This is a genomic window from Kitasatospora sp. NPDC056138 (assembly GCF_042264695.1).
In the GTDB taxonomy this organism is placed as follows: Bacteria; Actinomycetota; Actinomycetes; order Streptomycetales; family Streptomycetaceae; genus Kitasatospora.
The window spans coordinates 19,374-33,924 of sequence record NZ_JBHJVK010000083.1 but is presented as its reverse complement, the minus strand read 5'-3'; the positions used below and the strand labels follow the sequence as shown (position 1 = coordinate 33,924).

14 protein-coding genes are annotated in these 14,551 nt (G+C 72.1%); 9 read left to right on the top strand and 5 right to left on the bottom strand.

Features of this window, described 5'->3' with window-relative positions; genetic code table 11:
* Positions 1 to 58: 58 nt before the first annotated feature.
* From ACFC1R_RS33665 to ACFC1R_RS33650, 4 genes are all read right to left on the bottom strand, one after another.
* Positions 59 to 1,027 (bottom strand): heme A synthase, encoded by a 969-nt coding sequence (locus tag ACFC1R_RS33665; RefSeq protein WP_375945234.1) that lies wholly within the window; start codon positions 1,025 to 1,027, stop codon positions 59 to 61.
* A gap of 432 nt (positions 1,028 to 1,459) precedes the next feature.
* The gene (locus tag ACFC1R_RS33660; protein WP_375945232.1) at positions 1,460 to 2,101 is read right to left on the bottom strand and encodes a DUF2461 domain-containing protein; all 642 of its coding nucleotides are present in this window, start codon (positions 2,099 to 2,101) and stop codon (positions 1,460 to 1,462) included.
* An 83-nt stretch (positions 2,102 to 2,184) separates the two neighbouring features.
* Complete coding sequence (locus ACFC1R_RS33655; RefSeq protein ID WP_375945230.1) at positions 2,185 to 2,952, bottom strand: ABC transporter permease; 768 nt, start codon at positions 2,950 to 2,952, stop codon at positions 2,185 to 2,187.
* Positions 2,949 to 3,875, bottom strand: a complete 927-nt coding sequence (locus tag ACFC1R_RS33650; protein WP_375945228.1) for an ABC transporter ATP-binding protein — start codon at positions 3,873 to 3,875, stop codon at positions 2,949 to 2,951. Before ACFC1R_RS33650 ends, ACFC1R_RS33655 begins: the two co-directional genes overlap by 4 nt.
* Before the next feature lie 164 nt (positions 3,876 to 4,039).
* Between ACFC1R_RS33650 and ACFC1R_RS33645 the strand changes: the two genes are divergently transcribed.
* From ACFC1R_RS33645 to ACFC1R_RS33610, 8 genes are all read left to right on the top strand, one after another.
* The gene (locus ACFC1R_RS33645) at positions 4,040 to 4,897 is read left to right on the top strand and encodes a helix-turn-helix transcriptional regulator (RefSeq protein WP_375945226.1); all 858 of its coding nucleotides are present in this window, start codon (positions 4,040 to 4,042) and stop codon (positions 4,895 to 4,897) included.
* Positions 4,894 to 6,309: a Fe-S cluster assembly protein SufB gene (sufB, locus tag ACFC1R_RS33640; protein WP_375945224.1), complete on the top strand. Its 1,416-nt coding sequence runs from the start codon at positions 4,894 to 4,896 to the stop codon at positions 6,307 to 6,309. The genes ACFC1R_RS33645 and sufB overlap by 4 nt, the downstream gene beginning before the upstream one ends.
* A 113-nt stretch (positions 6,310 to 6,422) precedes the next feature.
* A complete protein-coding gene (gene sufD, locus ACFC1R_RS33635; protein ID WP_375945222.1) occupies positions 6,423 to 7,667 on the top strand; it encodes a Fe-S cluster assembly protein SufD in 1,245 nt (414 codons plus the stop codon).
* Positions 7,664 to 7,981 (top strand): bifunctional 3-phenylpropionate/cinnamic acid dioxygenase ferredoxin subunit, encoded by a 318-nt coding sequence (locus ACFC1R_RS33630; RefSeq protein WP_375945220.1) that lies wholly within the window; start codon positions 7,664 to 7,666, stop codon positions 7,979 to 7,981. Before sufD ends, ACFC1R_RS33630 begins: the two co-directional genes overlap by 4 nt.
* A gap of 6 nt (positions 7,982 to 7,987) precedes the next feature.
* Complete coding sequence (gene sufC, locus ACFC1R_RS33625) at positions 7,988 to 8,752, top strand: Fe-S cluster assembly ATPase SufC (protein WP_375945218.1); 765 nt, start codon at positions 7,988 to 7,990, stop codon at positions 8,750 to 8,752.
* A 20-nt stretch (positions 8,753 to 8,772) separates the two neighbouring features.
* Positions 8,773 to 10,020 carry a cysteine desulfurase gene (locus ACFC1R_RS33620; protein ID WP_375945240.1) on the top strand — a complete coding sequence of 416 codons (1,248 nt, stop codon included), beginning with the start codon at positions 8,773 to 8,775 and terminating at the stop codon, positions 10,018 to 10,020.
* Between the two features lie 17 nt (positions 10,021 to 10,037).
* On the top strand, positions 10,038 to 10,490 hold the full coding sequence (sufU, locus tag ACFC1R_RS33615; protein WP_045300529.1) for a Fe-S cluster assembly sulfur transfer protein SufU: 453 nt from the start codon (positions 10,038 to 10,040) through the stop codon (positions 10,488 to 10,490).
* A gap of 11 nt (positions 10,491 to 10,501) precedes the next feature.
* Complete coding sequence (locus tag ACFC1R_RS33610; protein ID WP_375945215.1) at positions 10,502 to 10,876, top strand: metal-sulfur cluster assembly factor; 375 nt, start codon at positions 10,502 to 10,504, stop codon at positions 10,874 to 10,876.
* A 209-nt stretch (positions 10,877 to 11,085) separates the two neighbouring features.
* On the opposite strand, the gene ACFC1R_RS33605 is transcribed toward ACFC1R_RS33610, so the two are convergent.
* A complete protein-coding gene (locus ACFC1R_RS33605) occupies positions 11,086 to 12,417 on the bottom strand; it encodes an MFS transporter (RefSeq protein WP_375945213.1) in 1,332 nt (443 codons plus the stop codon).
* Between the two features lie 418 nt (positions 12,418 to 12,835).
* Here ACFC1R_RS33605 and ACFC1R_RS33600 point away from each other — a divergent pair, with 418 nt between their 5' ends.
* Complete coding sequence (locus ACFC1R_RS33600) at positions 12,836 to 14,473, top strand: hypothetical protein (protein ID WP_375945211.1); 1,638 nt, start codon at positions 12,836 to 12,838, stop codon at positions 14,471 to 14,473.
* Positions 14,474 to 14,551 lie beyond the last annotated feature (78 nt).

Below are 14,551 nucleotides of genomic sequence, written 5' to 3'. Positions count from 1 at the left end.
GACCGCGCGAGATTTCGTCTCGCGCGGTCCCCGCGCCCCTGTGCGCTCCTCTGTTCGCTCAGACGACCTGGAGGGTCTTCCCGGCCGGTGCGGCCGGGAGCGGCTCCCCGGCGCGGGTGCGCAGGGCGAGCGGGACGCGCAGGGCGGCGGCCCACACCAGGGCGGCGCCGAGCATGTGCAGGCCGACCATGACCTCGGGTGCGTCGGTGAAGTACTGGACGAAGCCGAGCAGCCCCTGGGCGAGCAGCAGGACCAGCAGCTCGCGGACCCGGGCACGGGCCGCCGGCGGAGCCTTCACCGCGGCGAACACGAAGACCGTGGCGACCACCAGGCCGACCGAGAGGAACACCAGGTCGGCGTGGGCCTGGACGAGCCGGTCGTAGTCGACCGGGATCCGGTCCACCGGCTTGCCGTTGTCGCTGGAGGAGCCCGGGTGGTGGCCGGCCCCCGTCACCAGCGTGCCGACCAGCACCAGCAGGCCGGTCACCGCCACCATCGCCTGCGAGAGGCGCACCAGCGGCTGGGAGACCAGCTGCTGCGGGGCGCCGTCGCCCTCCTTGCTGCGCTCCCACATCAGCAGGGCGACCCAGACCAGTCCCATCGCGGCGACCATGTGGACCGCGACGATGTACGGGTTGAGTCCGGTCAGCACGGTGATGCCGCCGATCACGGCGTTGCTCATCACCAGCCAGAACTGGGCCCAGCCGAGCCTGGTGAGGCTGCGCCGCCACGGGCGGTGGCAGCGGGCGGCCAGGGTGGCCCAGGCGATCGCCGCGCACAGGACGTAGGTGAGCATCCGGTTGGTGAACTCGATGACGCCGTGGATGCCCATCTGGGGCGTCGGCGTCAGGCTCTCGCCGGTGCAGCGTGGCCAGGTGGTGCAGCCGAGGCCGGAGGCGGTCAGCCGGACGGCGCCGCCGGTGAGCACGATCACTACGCTCATCACCAGCGCGGCGAGCGCGGCCCGGCGAACGGTCTCGGCGGACGGCTGCCAGCGGTCGGCGAGGAGGGAGGAGGGGGTACGCACCCGTTCATCCTAGGTCGGCTTACACCGGATCTTGGTGTGGGGCCGCTCCCGGCGGCGCGGGCCGATCCGTGCCTCGGTCCGGTGCGGCCGGCCGCTGCGGCCGACGGTCGTGGCCGACGGCTGCGGCCGACCCGGGCGGGCGCCGAGGTGATGCACGGCAGCGGTGCCCGCTCCGGGAGCAGGTAGGCTCTGGGCGTCCGGAGGCGCTTACCGGGACGCCCCCCGGGGCCCGTCCCCGATCGACTTCGCGGCCGGGCCCGCGGACGTGCGTGCCGCCTCGGCCGCGCCGGCCTCGGCCGCCCCTCCGCCAGCGCCACGGTCACGGCCGAAGACAGCGGAGGCGGCAGCCGAACCACCCTCCCCGGCGGCACGCCGGTGTCGAACGTGCCGGCCCCGGCGGGAGCGGGCGGGCCGGAGCCACGACCCGGGGAGCTACCGCTCGGGGAGCTCGCTCGGGCCGACGTGGTGGTCCAGCCAGTCCCTCAGGGGCTGGGAGGCGCGCAGGAAGCCGGTGATCCGCCGGACGGCGGTGCGGGTGCCGAGCCAGGCGGCCGGTTCCCACTCCTGCCAGGCGACCAGGCCCTTGTAGCGGAGGAGTTCGATCCGGGGGTGGTCCTTCGGGTAGCCGCGCGGCGCGGTCTTCAGGGCGTCCCGGCCGTGCACGCCGGGGCCGGCACGTTCGACCCCGGCGATGACGCGTTCGAGTTCGGCGCCGGTGATGTCCTCGGCGACGGCGGCGCGGTAGCGGGCCAGCTGGTCGGCGGCGAGCTGGTACATGCCGTTGCCGCAGGCCAGGCCGTCGGCGGAGAGCTGGATGTAGCCGCCGGCCCGCAGGTGGGCGCCGATGTGGGTCTTGTACGGCGACTTGTCGGCGCTGAACCGGACGTCGCGGTTGGGCCGGAAGATCTTGCCGGGGCCGAACTCGTCCTCCAGCTCGTCCAGCAGATCGGCCATCGGGGCGCGGACGTGCTCCTCGTACGTGCGGCGGTGCGCGTCCCAGAAGGTTCTGGAGTTGTCGGCCTCCAGGTGCTCGTAGAACTCGAGCGCCTCGGCCGGCCAGCCATGAAAGGTCACGTACCCACGATAGGGAAGGCACGCGCGTCGGGGGGCGCCCCGGAGAGCTCCCCGAGAACTCCCCGAGAGCGCCCCCGGAGGTGTTACTCCCAGCGGAAGAAGCGGGCCGCCGCGCCGAGGCCCAGGACGGCCCAGACGGCGAGGATGCCCAGGTCGGACCAGGGGACGCCGGAGCCGTACTGGAGGACCGAGCGCAGGCCGTCGGAGAGGGCGCTGATCGGGAGCAGCTCCAGGGCCGAACGGACGGCGGACGGGAACCTGCCGAGCGGGACCACCACGCCGCCCGCCAGCAGCAGCAGGATGAACACCAGGTTGGCCGCGGCCAGTGTGGCCTCCGCCCGCAGGGTGCCCGCCATCAGCAGGCCGAGGCCCGAGAACGCGGCGGTGCCCAGCACCAGCAGGCCGACCACGGCGAGCGGGTTGCCGTGCGGGGACCAGCCGAGGGCCAGGGCGATCACCGAGAGCAGCAGGACCTGGAGGACCTCGGTGATCAGGACGCAGCCGGTCTTGGCGGTCAGCAGCGCCCAGCGTGGCAGCGGGGAGGCGCCGAGCCGCTTGAGGACGCCGTAGCGGCGTTCGAAGCCGGTGCCGATGGCCTGGCCGGTGAACGCGGTGGACATCACGGCGAGGGCCAGCAGGCCGGGCGCCAGGAAGTCCACCCGTTTGCCGGGACCGTCCACCGAGACCACGTCCACGGCGCTGAACAGCACCAGCAGCACAGTCGGGATCACCACGGTGAGCAGCAGCTGTTCGCCGTTGCGCAGCAGCATCTTCGTCTCGAAGGCGGTCTGCGCCAGCAGCATCCGGCCGACCGGCGCGGCGCCCGGGGCGGGGGAGTAGGAGGTGGTCATGAACGCAGGTCCCGTCCGGTCAGATCGAGGAAGACGTCTTCGAGGCTGCGCAGCTGCACCGTGAGCCGTTCGGGGGCGGCACCGGCCAGGGCGCACCACTCGGTGACGGCCGAGAGCACCTCGGGGCCGAGCTTGGCCTCGACCCGGTAGTGGCCGGGGCTGCTCTCGCCGGCCGCGACGCCCTCCGGCAGGAGCTTGCGCAGGGTGGCGAGGTCGAGTCCGGCGGGAGCCTCGAAGCGCAGGCTGCTCTCGCCCTCGGGGCCGCGGAGCTCCGCCGGGCTGCCGGTGGCGATCACCCGGCCGCGGTCGACGATGGCGACCCGGTCGGCGAGCTCCTCGGCCTCGTCCATGTGGTGGGTGGTGACGATCACGGTCACGCCGTCGCGCTTCAGTTCGCGGACCAGGTCCCAGGTGGCGTGCCGGGCCTGCGGGTCGAGCCCGGCGGTGGGCTCGTCCAGGAAGACCAGTTCGGGGCGGCCGACCACGGCCATCGCCAGCGCCAGGCGCTGCTGCTGGCCTCCGGAGAGGCGGCGGTAGCTGGTGCGGCCGCAGGAGCCGAGGCCCAGGCGCTCGACCAGGGCGTCCACGTCCAGCGGATCGGCGTGCAGTCTGGCGGTGTGCCGCAGCATCTCGACGGCCCGGGCGCCCGCGTAGACGCCGCCGGCCTGGAGCATCACGCCGACCCGGGGGCGCAGCTGCCGGGCGTCGGCGACCGGGTCGAGGCCCAGCACGCGGACGGTGCCGGCGTCGGGGCGGCGGTAGCCCTCGCAGGTCTCGATGGTGGTGGTCTTGCCCGCACCGTTGGGGCCGAGCACGGCGGTGATCGCGCCGCGCGGGACGGTCAGGTCGAGGCCGTCCACGGCGGTCTTGTCGCCGTACCGCTTGACCAGCCCGGTCACTGCGACAGCCGGTTCGTTCTGCATACCGGCGAGTGTAAGAGGACCGCCCGGAGCGGCCCGACACCGCGTGCCGTGATCGTTTTCGCAGGTCAGGTAAGGCTTGCCTGCGTGATGGATGCCATGGATGAGGCGTGGATCACGGCTTGTCTCCCGGGAAGGAATTACGCAACAATCGTGTTGTGAAAAACATGCGCGAGCAGGTTGACCAGCGGGAGGCCGAGTCGGCCCCCGGCTGCGGCGTGCCCGCGACGGCGACAGAGGTCCTGCTGGACGGCCACCGGGCCACCCGGGACCGGGTGGCCCGGTCGATTCTCGACCACGGCCCCTCCTCCGCCGCCGACCTGGCCAGCCGTCTGCAGCTGACCACCGCGGCCGTGCGCCGCCACCTCGACGGGCTGCTCGCCACCGGGCTGGTCGAGTCCCGCGAACAGCGGGTCTACGGCAGCCGGGGCCGGGGCCGGCCCGCCAAGGTGTTCGCCCTAACGGAGTCCGGCCGGGACGCCTTCTACCAGGCGTACGACCAGCTGGCCGCCGACGCCCTGCGCTGGATCTCCGACGCGGTGGGCGGCGGGAAGGCCGGCGAGGAGGCGGTCGCCGCCTTCGCCCGCGCCCGGTTCGGCAGGCAGGGCCAGAAGTACCTCACCGTGCTCGGCCAGGCCCGGCCGGAGGAGCGCACCGAGGCTCTCGCCCAGGCGCTGAGCGCCGACGGGTACGCTGCCACCGTGCGGCGGGTGCCGCCCGCCGCTGCCGCGAAGGCTCCGGCGGGTGCCCAGCTCTGCCAGCACCACTGCCCGGTCGCGCACATCGCCGAGCAGTTCCCCCAGCTCTGCGAGGCGGAGACCGAGGTCTTCTCCCAGCTGCTGGGCACCCACGTGCAACGGCTGGCCACCATCGCCCACGGCGACGGGGTCTGCACCACCTATGTGCCGGCACCCGGTGCCGCATCGTCGCCCGGCCCGCGCCAGGTGCCCGGTGCCGTGCCGACTGCCGGTACGTCTACGTCTACCGATCAGAATTCAGCGTCCGCGCGGAGGAACCTCGCATGACTGACACCGTTTCGCACCCGGAGCTCGAGGGCCTGGGCACCTACGAGTACGGCTGGGCGGACCCGGACGTCGCGGGTGCCGAGGCCAAGCGCGGGCTCAGCGAGGACGTGGTCCGGGACATCTCGGCGAAGAAGTCCGAGTCCGAGTGGATGCTCAACCTGCGGCTCAAGGGTCTGAAGCTGTTCGGCAAGAAGCCCATGCCGACCTGGGGCTCGGACCTGTCCGGCATCGACTTCGACAACATCAAGTACTTCGTCCGCTCGACCGAGAAGCAGGCCGAGTCCTGGGAGGACCTGCCCGCGGACATCAAGGCGACGTACGACAAGCTGGGCATCCCGGAGGCGGAGAAGCAGCGCCTGGTCGCCGGTGTCGCCGCGCAGTACGAGTCCGAGGTCGTCTACCACCAGATCCGCGAGGACCTGGAGGAGCAGGGCGTCATCTTCCTGGACACCGACACCGCGCTGAAGGAGCACCCGGAGCTCTTCAAGGAGTACTTCGGCACCGTCATCCCGGCCGGTGACAACAAGTTCGCCGCGCTGAACACGGCCGTGTGGTCCGGCGGTTCGTTCATCTACGTGCCGAAGGGCGTGCACGTCGACATCCCGCTGCAGGCCTACTTCCGGATCAACACCGAGAACATGGGCCAGTTCGAGCGGACGCTGATCATCGTCGACGAGGACGCCTACGTCCACTACGTCGAGGGCTGCACCGCGCCGATCTACTCCTCGGACTCGCTGCACAGCGCCGTGGTCGAGATCATCGTCAAGAAGGGCGGCCGCTGCCGCTACACGACCATCCAGAACTGGTCGAACAACGTCTACAACCTGGTCACCAAGCGTGCCGTGGCGTACGAGGGCGCGACCATGGAGTGGGTCGACGGCAACATCGGCTCCAAGGTCACCATGAAGTACCCGGCCGTCTACCTGATGGGCGAGCACGCCAAGGGCGAGACCCTGTCGATCGCCTTCGCCGGCGAGGGCCAGCACCAGGACGCCGGGGCCAAGATGGTCCACATGGCGCCGAACACCTCCTCCAACATCGTCTCCAAGTCGGTGGCGCGCGGCGGTGGCCGGACCTCCTACCGCGGTCTGATCGAGATCGGCGAGGGCTCCAAGGGCGCCAAGTCCAACGTGCTCTGCGACGCGCTGCTGGTCGACACCATCTCCCGCTCGGACACCTACCCGTACGTGGACGTCCGCGAGGACGACGTGTCGATGGGCCACGAGGCGACCGTCTCCAAGGTCAGCGAGGACCAGCTCTTCTACCTGATGAGCCGCGGCATGACCGAGTTCGAGGCGATGGCGATGATCGTCCGCGGTTTCGTCGAGCCGATCGCCCGCGAGCTGCCGATGGAGTACGCGCTGGAGCTCAACCGGCTGATCGAGCTGCAGATGGAGGGCTCGGTGGGCTGATGCCCGAACGAGCGGAGCGAGTGAGCAGGAAGACCGCTCGACCGCTCGTCGGCTGACGCCCGGCCGCGCGCCGTCCATCCACACCTTTGAGGAAGAGAGCACTACGAACAGCCATGGCTGACGTTCAGAACACCTCCGGTGCCACCACCGCCGGTTCGATCGAGGTCGGGACCACCGGAGCCGGTGACAAACTGGCCGGTCCCGGCACGGGTCGGGCCACCGTCCAGCAGCCGATCGACGCCCGCGTCGCGGTCAAGCCCTCGTTCGACGTGAACGACTTCCCGGTGCCGACCGGCCGCGAGGAGGACTGGCGGTTCACCCCGATGCACCGCCTGGGCGGGCTGCACGACGGCACCGCTGCCGCCGCCGCGCAGGCCGGCGAGGGCACCGACAAGATCGAGCTGGCCCTGCCGGACGGCGTCACCGCCGAGACCGTCGGCCGCGACGACGCCCGCCTGGGCAAGGCCGGCAAGCCGGTGGACCGGGTCGCCGCGCAGGCGTTCAGCGCCTTCGAGCAGGCGCTGGTCGTCACCGTCCCCAAGGAGACGGTGCTCACCGAGCCGGTGAAGATCGACGTGCACGGCGAGGGCGGCGTCCGCTTCGCGCACGTGGTGATCGAGGTCAAGCCGTTCGCCGAGGCCGTCGTGGTGCTGAACCACACCGGCAGCGGCACCCGCGCCGCCAACGTCGAGCTGCTGGTCGGCGACGGCGCCAAGCTCACCTTCGTCTCCGTCCAGGACTGGGAGCGCGACGCGGTGCACACCGCCCAGCAGTCCGCCCTGGTCGGCCGGGACGCCTCGCTCAAGTCCGTGGTCGTCACCTTCGGTGGCGACCTGGTCCGGATCCACCCCCGGGTGCGCTACGCGGGCCCCGGCGGCGAGGCCGAGCTCTACGGCCTGTACTTCGCCGACGCCGGTCAGCACCTGGAGCACCGCCTGATCATCGACCACGACACCCCGCACTGCCGGTCCAACGTGGTCTACAAGGGCGCCCTGCAGGGCCAGGACGCGCACGCGGTCTGGGTCGGCGACGTGCTGATCCGCGCCGCCGCCGAGGGCACCGACACCTACGAGCACAACCGCAACCTGGTGCTCACCGACGGTGCCCGGGTCGACTCGATCCCGAACCTGGAGATCGAGACCGGCGAGATCGTCGGCGCCGGGCACGCCTCGGCCACCGGCCGCTTCGACGACGAGCAGCTCTTCTACCTGCAGGCCCGCGGCATCCCGGCGGACGAGGCCCGCCGCCTGGTGGTGCGCGGCTTCTTCGCCGAACTGGTCCAGCAGATCGGCGTCGCCGAGATCCAGGACCACCTGATGGAGAAGATCGAGGCCGAGCTGGAAGCGGCGGTCGGATGAGCTTCCTGCGCGCCTGCTCGCTGAGCGACCTCCAGGAGGACGTGCCCAAGCGCGTCGACCTCAACGGTGTGCCGGTGGCCCTCGTCCGCACCGAGGGCGAGGTGTTCGCGATCAACGACATCTGCTCGCACGCGAACGTCTCGCTCTCGGAGGGCGAGGTCGAGGACTGCATGATCGAGTGCTGGCTGCACGGCTCCAGCTTCGACCTGCGCTCCGGCAAGCCGTCCGGGCTGCCCGCCACCAAGCCGGTCGCCGTCTACCCCGTAAAGATCGAAGGGGACGATGTGCTCGTCTCCGTCAACCAGGAGTCCTGAGTACACATGGCAACGCTTGAAATCCGTGACCTGCACGTCTCCGTCGATGCCGAGGGCGGCGCGCGCGAGATCCTGCGCGGCGTCGACCTGACGGTGAAGCAGGGCGAGACCCACGCCATCATGGGCCCCAACGGCTCCGGCAAGTCCACCCTGGCCTACTCGCTGGCCGGCCACCCCAAGTACACCGTCACCAGCGGCTCGGTCCTGCTGGACGGCGAGGACGTGCTGGAGATGTCCGTCGACGAGCGCGCCCGGGCCGGCGTCTTCCTGGCGATGCAGTACCCGGTCGAGGTCCCCGGTGTCTCGGTCTCCAACTTCCTGCGCACCGCCGCCACCGCCGTCCGCGGCGAGGCCCCCAAGCTGCGTACCTGGGTGAAGGAGGTCAAGGAGGCGATGGCCGCCCTCCAGATGGACCCGGCCTTCGCCGAGCGCAACGTCAACGAGGGCTTCTCCGGCGGCGAGAAGAAGCGCCACGAGATCCTCCAGCTGGAGCTGCTCAAGCCGAAGATCGCGATCCTCGACGAGACCGACTCGGGCCTGGACGTCGACGCGCTGCGGATCGTCTCCGAGGGCATCAACCGGGTCCGCTCCACCGGCGAGGTCGGCACCCTGCTGGTCACCCACTACACCCGCATCCTGCGGTACATCCAGCCCGACTACGTCCACGTCTTCGCGGGCGGCCGCATCGTCGAGTCCGGCGGCGCCGAGCTCGCCGACAAGCTGGAGAACGAGGGCTACGAGGCTTACGTGAAGGGCGGCGCTTCCGAGTGACAACCCATACCGGCTCGGCGCTGACCGGGCTGCTCGACACCGATGCGATCCGCAAGGACTTCCCGGTCCTGCAGCGGGTGCTGCACGACGGCAAGCCCCTGGTGTACCTGGACAACGCGGCGACCTCGCAGAAGCCCCGCCAGGTGCTGGAGGCCCTCACCGCGTACTACGAGCGGCACAACGCCAACGTGCACCGCGGTGTGCACGTGCTGGCCGAGGAGGCCACGGCGCTGTACGAGGGTGCCCGGGACAAGGTCGCGGCCTTCATCAACGCGCCGAGCCGGGACGAGGTGATCTTCACCAAGAACGCCTCGGAGTCCCTCAACCTCGTTGCCAACATGCTGGGTTGGGCCGACGAGCCGTACCGGGTGGACGCGGACGCCGAGATCGTCATCACGGAGATGGAGCACCACTCCAACATCGTTCCGTGGCAGCTGCTCTCGCAGCGCACCGGCGCGAAGCTGAAGTGGTTCGGGCTGACCGACGAAGGCCGGCTCGACCTCTCCAACATCGACGAGCTGATCACCGAGAAGACCAAGGTGGTCTCCTTCACCCTGGTCTCCAACCTGCTGGGCACGGTCAACCCGGTCGAGACCATCGTCCGCAAGGCCCAGTCGGTCGGTGCGCTGGTGCTCATCGACGCCTCGCAGGCCGCCCCGCACATGGTGCTGGACGTCCAGGCGCTGGAGGCCGACTTCGTCGCCTTCACCGGGCACAAGATGCTGGCGCCGACCGGCATCGGCGTGCTCTGGGGCCGTCAGGAGCTGCTGGAGGACCTGCCCCCGTTCCTCGGCGGCGGCGAGATGATCGAGACCGTCACCATGGGCTCGTCCACCTACGCCCCCGCGCCGCACAAGTTCGAGGCGGGCACCCCGCCGATCGCCCAGGCGGTCGGCCTCGGCGCGGCCGTGGACTACCTGTCGAACATCGGCATGGACAAGATCGCCGCGCATGAGCACGCGATCACCGAGTACGCGGTCGAGCGCCTGCTGGAGGTCCCCGACCTGCGGATCATCGGCCCCCGTACGGCCGTCGACCGCGGTGCCGCGATCTCCTTCACCCTCGGCGACATCCACCCGCACGACGTGGGCCAGGTGCTGGACGAGCAGGGCATCGCCGTGCGCGTCGGCCACCACTGCGCGCGGCCGGTGTGCCTGCGGTACGGAATTCCGGCGACCACGCGAGCGTCGTTCTATCTGTACTCGACGCCGGCGGAGGTCGACGCACTGATCGCCGGCCTGCACCACGTCCGCAACTTCTTCGGCTGAGGGCTGGATCCACCGACATGAAGCTCGACTCGATGTACCAGGAGATCATCCTGGACCACTACCGCAACCCCCACGGCAAGGGGCTGCGGGACGGCGACGCCGAGGTGCACCACGTCAACCCGACCTGCGGTGACGAGATCACCCTGCGGGTCAGGCTCGACGGCTCCGTGGTCGCCGACGTCAGCTACGAGTCGCAGGGCTGTTCGATCAGCCAGGCCAGCGCCTCGGTGCTGAACGACCTGGTGGTCGGGAAGACCGTCGGCGAGGGCCAGGTGATCCAGGAGGCCTTCCTGGAGCTGATGCAGAGCAAGGGGCAGGGCGAGGGCGACGAGGAGGTGCTGGAGGACGCGGTCGCGTTCGCCGGCGTCTCCAAGTACCCCGCCCGGGTCAAGTGCGCCCTGCTGAGCTGGATGGCCTGGAAGGACGCCACCGCCAAGGCGCTCGCCGAGCAGCCCGCCATCAACGACTGAAGGACTGATCCATGAGCGAGACCGAGACCCTGGCTGCCGACGGCAGCCCCGACGGGCCGGTGGGCACCAGCGCGGGCACCGTGTCCGTCGAGGACCTGACCGAGGCCCTGATGGACGTCGTCGACCCCGAGCTGGGCATCGACGTCGTCAACCTGGGCCTGATCTACGGCGTCCACATCGACGAGGACGACGTGGCCACCATCGACATGACGCTCACCTCGGCGGCCTGTCCGCTGACCGACGTCATCGAGGACCAGGCCAAGACCGCCACCGACGGTCTGGTGAAGGACCTGCGGATCAACTGGGTCTGGATGCCGCCGTGGGGCCCCGACAAGATCACCGACGACGGCCGCGACCAGCTCCGCGCGCTCGGCTTCAACGTCTGATCCACTGAGCTGCACCACTGCCGCGTGGTTCCTCTCCCGACCGGGGAGGAACCACGCGGCAGTGGCATGTCGGGGGGCGTTCCCCACCGCCGGTGCTCCGGCCGTCGCGCCGGACCCCGGTGTGCGCGGGGTGCCGGACGGCGGGTACCGGAGGTGGGTACCGGACGGGGGGAGCCGGACTGCCGGGAGCCGGCAGCCCGGCGGTGTGCCTAGGCGGCCGGGCGCCGCTGGACCACGGCACCCGCCAGGCCCAGACAGGCCACGGCGGCGAGGGCCGCGAAGCCGCTGACGGCCGGCAGCAGGCCGTAGGAGCGGACCAGGGCGCCGACGGCGACGATCGGCAGGGAGCTGCCGAGGTAGACGATGACCCAGAGGGCGGAGAGCTCGCTGCCCCGGCGTTCGGGGTCCATCGCGGCGACCGCGCTGGTGAACAGCGAGCGGAACGCCACGCCCTGGCAGGCGCCGCCGAGGACGCTGCCGATGAAGAGCAGCGCCGGGGTGCCGGTGTACCCGGCGGCGACCACCATGCCCAGGCCGGCCGCCAGACCGGTCATGCCGAGGGCGATCACCAGGCGGTCCGCGGTCGGCGGGACCAGCAGCTGGGCGAGGGCCGAGGAGCCGAGCAGCAGCGCCGCGACCACCGCGCCGGTCAGGTGCGAGCCGCTGTGCAGCAGCTTGGCGGAGAAGGCGGGCGCCAGGCTGAGGTAGACCCCGAAGACCGCGTACGAGACGAAGCCGGCCCCGGCGGCGAGCAGGAACTCGCGGCGGCCGGTGGCGGGCAGGGCGAGCCGCCGGGGCCGCAGGTGGGCCGGCGTGGTGATGCGGGGCGGGGCGGCCTCGGGGCGCATCCCGCCGGGCATCCTGGGGTGGACCAGCGCCAGCGGTACGCAGAGCGCCAGCAGGGCCACCGCGTGCACCAGGAACGGCGTCAGCAGCGGGTTGCTGCCGCCCGCGAGCAGGGCTCCGACGATCGGCCCGAGCGCGACACCGCCTGCCGAACAGGCCAGGGTGAGCTTGGCGGCCAGGGTCTGGTGGTCCGGCAGCAGGTCGCCGAGGGCGGCCCCGGCGGCCCCGGTGGAGAGCCCGACCGCGATGCCCTGGACGGCCCGGCCCGCGGCGAGCTGGCCGAAGCTGCCCGCGGTGGCGAAGAGCGCGTCGCCGGCGGCGGCCAGGGTCACGGCGGGCAGGATCATCGCCCGTCGCCCGAGGTGGTCCGACCAGTGGCCGACCGCGGCCAGGACCGGCACCAGGGCGAAGACGTAGACGGTGAAGAGGATGGTGGTGTCGAGCGCGGTGAGCCCGAGGCGCTGCTGGAGCACCGGGTAGATCGGGGTCGCCAGATTGGCGCCGATCAGCAGCAGCAGCAGGGCGGCGGCGACCAGGCCGACGCGGATGCCGCGCACCGCGTTCCAGCGGCTTATCGCGGAGAGCTGGAGCTGCGTGCGTGGTGCGAGCTCCAGGGGAAGCAGGGCCTCCGAGAGCCGGCGTACCGGGTACTGCGCCGTGGGCAGTCCGGGGCCGGCAGGGGAGAGGTCCGCCATGGCAGGGGTCTCCTGTGGCCGGGCGCAACCGGGCCCGGGCAGGGCCTGGGGTGGTGGCCCGGAGTCGGAGTCGCCGGCGGCGCGGGTGAGCGGTACCCCCTCCTGCCGGACCCGTCCCGACGACCCGTGGGCGGGCATGGGGAGAGAGGTCGGCGCGGAGGGTGGGGTGGGCGTCGTTGCCCGGTGGCGGTGCGGGGTTGTGCACTGCGCCAAGCGAAGGATACGTGCTGGCACTGCCCGACGGCGGCGCGAGGGCCGATCGGCCGGGCGCTCGGCCGCCCCGACGGCTACGCTGAGTAGATGGACCGGTACCCACCCGGCCCTGTGGTGCGGTGGCCACCGCTACGGCGGACGCGGCCACTGCGAGGCTCTGTGAGCACCACCACTACGACAACGTCAGTACGGGAGAACGCGCACGATGGCCGGACGACGTCGCACCAAGCCCGACAACCCGGTGGAGAGCGGGTCCGGCGCGAAGGCCGAGGGCCTGCTGCCCGCCGACTACGAGCTGGCGGATCTGTACGGGGCGTTCGCGGCGCACGGCCGCGAGGAGGACGACATGGACGACGCCGTCGTGCTCGTCCCGCCGGTGCTGCTGCCGCCGGAGGCGGAGCTGGCCGCCGCCGCGCTCGCGGTACCGCTGATCGACCATGCGCTGAAGCTGGCCCGCTGGGCCGCACCGCACCGTCCGGTGGACGAGTTCGGCGACCTCACCGGGCCGGACCGCGCCCCGGCCGCCCGGCTGCTCGGCCTGGCCCCGGAGCAGGGGGACGCGCCCGAGGAGGCCGTGATCGAGGCGATGCGGGCCTGGTCCCTCGCCTGCGACCTGGAACTGGTCGAGATCGGTACCACCGCCGACGGCGAGCACGTCGCGATCCCGGGCCCCGACCTGGCGGACGCCGAGCAGGGTGACCCGGAGACGGTCCTCGAACTGTGGCTGACCGCCGCCGGGATCGTCCGCGAGCTGTCCGCCGAGGCCGACTCGCTCGCACTGGAGGGCGAGGGCGAGGGCGCGGAGGGCGCCGGGGCGGCGGAGGAGACCGACGAGGCCGGGCTCGCGGAGCTGGAGGAGTCCCGGCAGGCGGCCGCCGAGCTGCTGGACGAGGCGCTCCAGGTGCTCTACGAGACCACGGCCTTCGCCGAGCCGGGGCAGGAGACCGTGCCGCTCGGGGTGCTGGCCGCGCTGCTGGTCGTGCCCGAGGGCGAGGAGCCCGACGAGGAGATGCTCGGCGAGATCACCGACCTGATGGTGACGCTGGACCCGATGCTCGGCGACCTGGCCGAGCTCGGGCTGCTGGAGCACCGGCCGATCGACCCCGAGCTGTTCGAGGAGGAGTCGGGCGAGGAGCCCGCGGTGGACGGCGGGGGCCCGCTGGACGAGGCGGAGGCCGCCCGGTTCGGCATGGTCAGGCTCACCGCGCTCGGCCAGTACGGCGTGCGGCAGTGGCTGCTGGAGGACGGCTTCGAGGCCCCGCTGGTCGGCGAGCTGGCCGCGGGGACGGCGGAGGAACTGCTGCGCGGGATCTCCGAGACCGACAACGTGCTGCCCGAGCGGGAGTTGGCCGTCTGGCTGGCCGACCGCGAGCCGGTCCAGGCGGCGCGCGAGCTGCTGGCGGCGGCCCGGGGCACCGACCCCTACGGTCCGGTGCGGCGGCTGCTCTGCCTGTCCGCGCTGGAGCAGCTCGGGGCCGGGGCCCGGCCCGCCGCGCAGGAGGTGGTGGACGACCCGCAGCTGGGCGGCGGGGTCCGGGCCTGGCTGCTCGAACAGGGGCTGGAGGTCGCCGCGCCCGAGCACGGGGTGGTGCTCTGGACCATGGTGGACACCTTCGCCGCGCAGCTGCTGACCAGCGAGGGCCGGAGCGAGGCGCTGCAGGAGCTGGTGGACGGGCTGCCGGTGGACGACGACCCGGAGGGCTTCTTCGCCGAGCTGTGGCGGATCGAGCACCCGTACACGGCGGAGGTGCTGGACGCGGTCGGTGAGCTGCACCGGGACCGGGGCATCGCCAAGGAGGCCAGGAAGGCGGCCTTCAAGGCCCGCTCCCGGCGGGGCAAGTAGCCCTGCGGCGGGGTGCGGGAGCGGGGTGCGGGGGTGCGAGTGGCCGGGTGACCCACCGGGCCGCTCGCGCGGTTACCC

Coding starts and splice junctions, on each gene's coding strand:
- ACFC1R_RS33605 (WP_375945213.1), bottom strand. CDS start 12,417: ATGGCGGACCTCTCCCCTGCCGGCCCCGGACTGCCCACGGCGCAGTAC.
- sufU (WP_045300529.1), top strand. CDS start 10,038: ATGAAGCTCGACTCGATGTACCAGGAGATCATCCTGGACCACTACCGC.
- ACFC1R_RS33610 (WP_375945215.1), top strand. CDS start 10,502: ATGAGCGAGACCGAGACCCTGGCTGCCGACGGCAGCCCCGACGGGCCG.
- sufB (WP_375945224.1), top strand. CDS start 4,894: ATGACTGACACCGTTTCGCACCCGGAGCTCGAGGGCCTGGGCACCTAC.
- ACFC1R_RS33650 (WP_375945228.1), bottom strand. CDS start 3,875: ATGCAGAACGAACCGGCTGTCGCAGTGACCGGGCTGGTCAAGCGGTAC.
- sufC (WP_375945218.1), top strand. CDS start 7,988: ATGGCAACGCTTGAAATCCGTGACCTGCACGTCTCCGTCGATGCCGAG.
- sufD (WP_375945222.1), top strand. CDS start 6,423: ATGGCTGACGTTCAGAACACCTCCGGTGCCACCACCGCCGGTTCGATC.
- ACFC1R_RS33655 (WP_375945230.1), bottom strand. CDS start 2,952: ATGACCACCTCCTACTCCCCCGCCCCGGGCGCCGCGCCGGTCGGCCGG.
- ACFC1R_RS33600 (WP_375945211.1), top strand. CDS start 12,836: ATGGCCGGACGACGTCGCACCAAGCCCGACAACCCGGTGGAGAGCGGG.
- ACFC1R_RS33630 (WP_375945220.1), top strand. CDS start 7,664: ATGAGCTTCCTGCGCGCCTGCTCGCTGAGCGACCTCCAGGAGGACGTG.
- ACFC1R_RS33645 (WP_375945226.1), top strand. CDS start 4,040: ATGCGCGAGCAGGTTGACCAGCGGGAGGCCGAGTCGGCCCCCGGCTGC.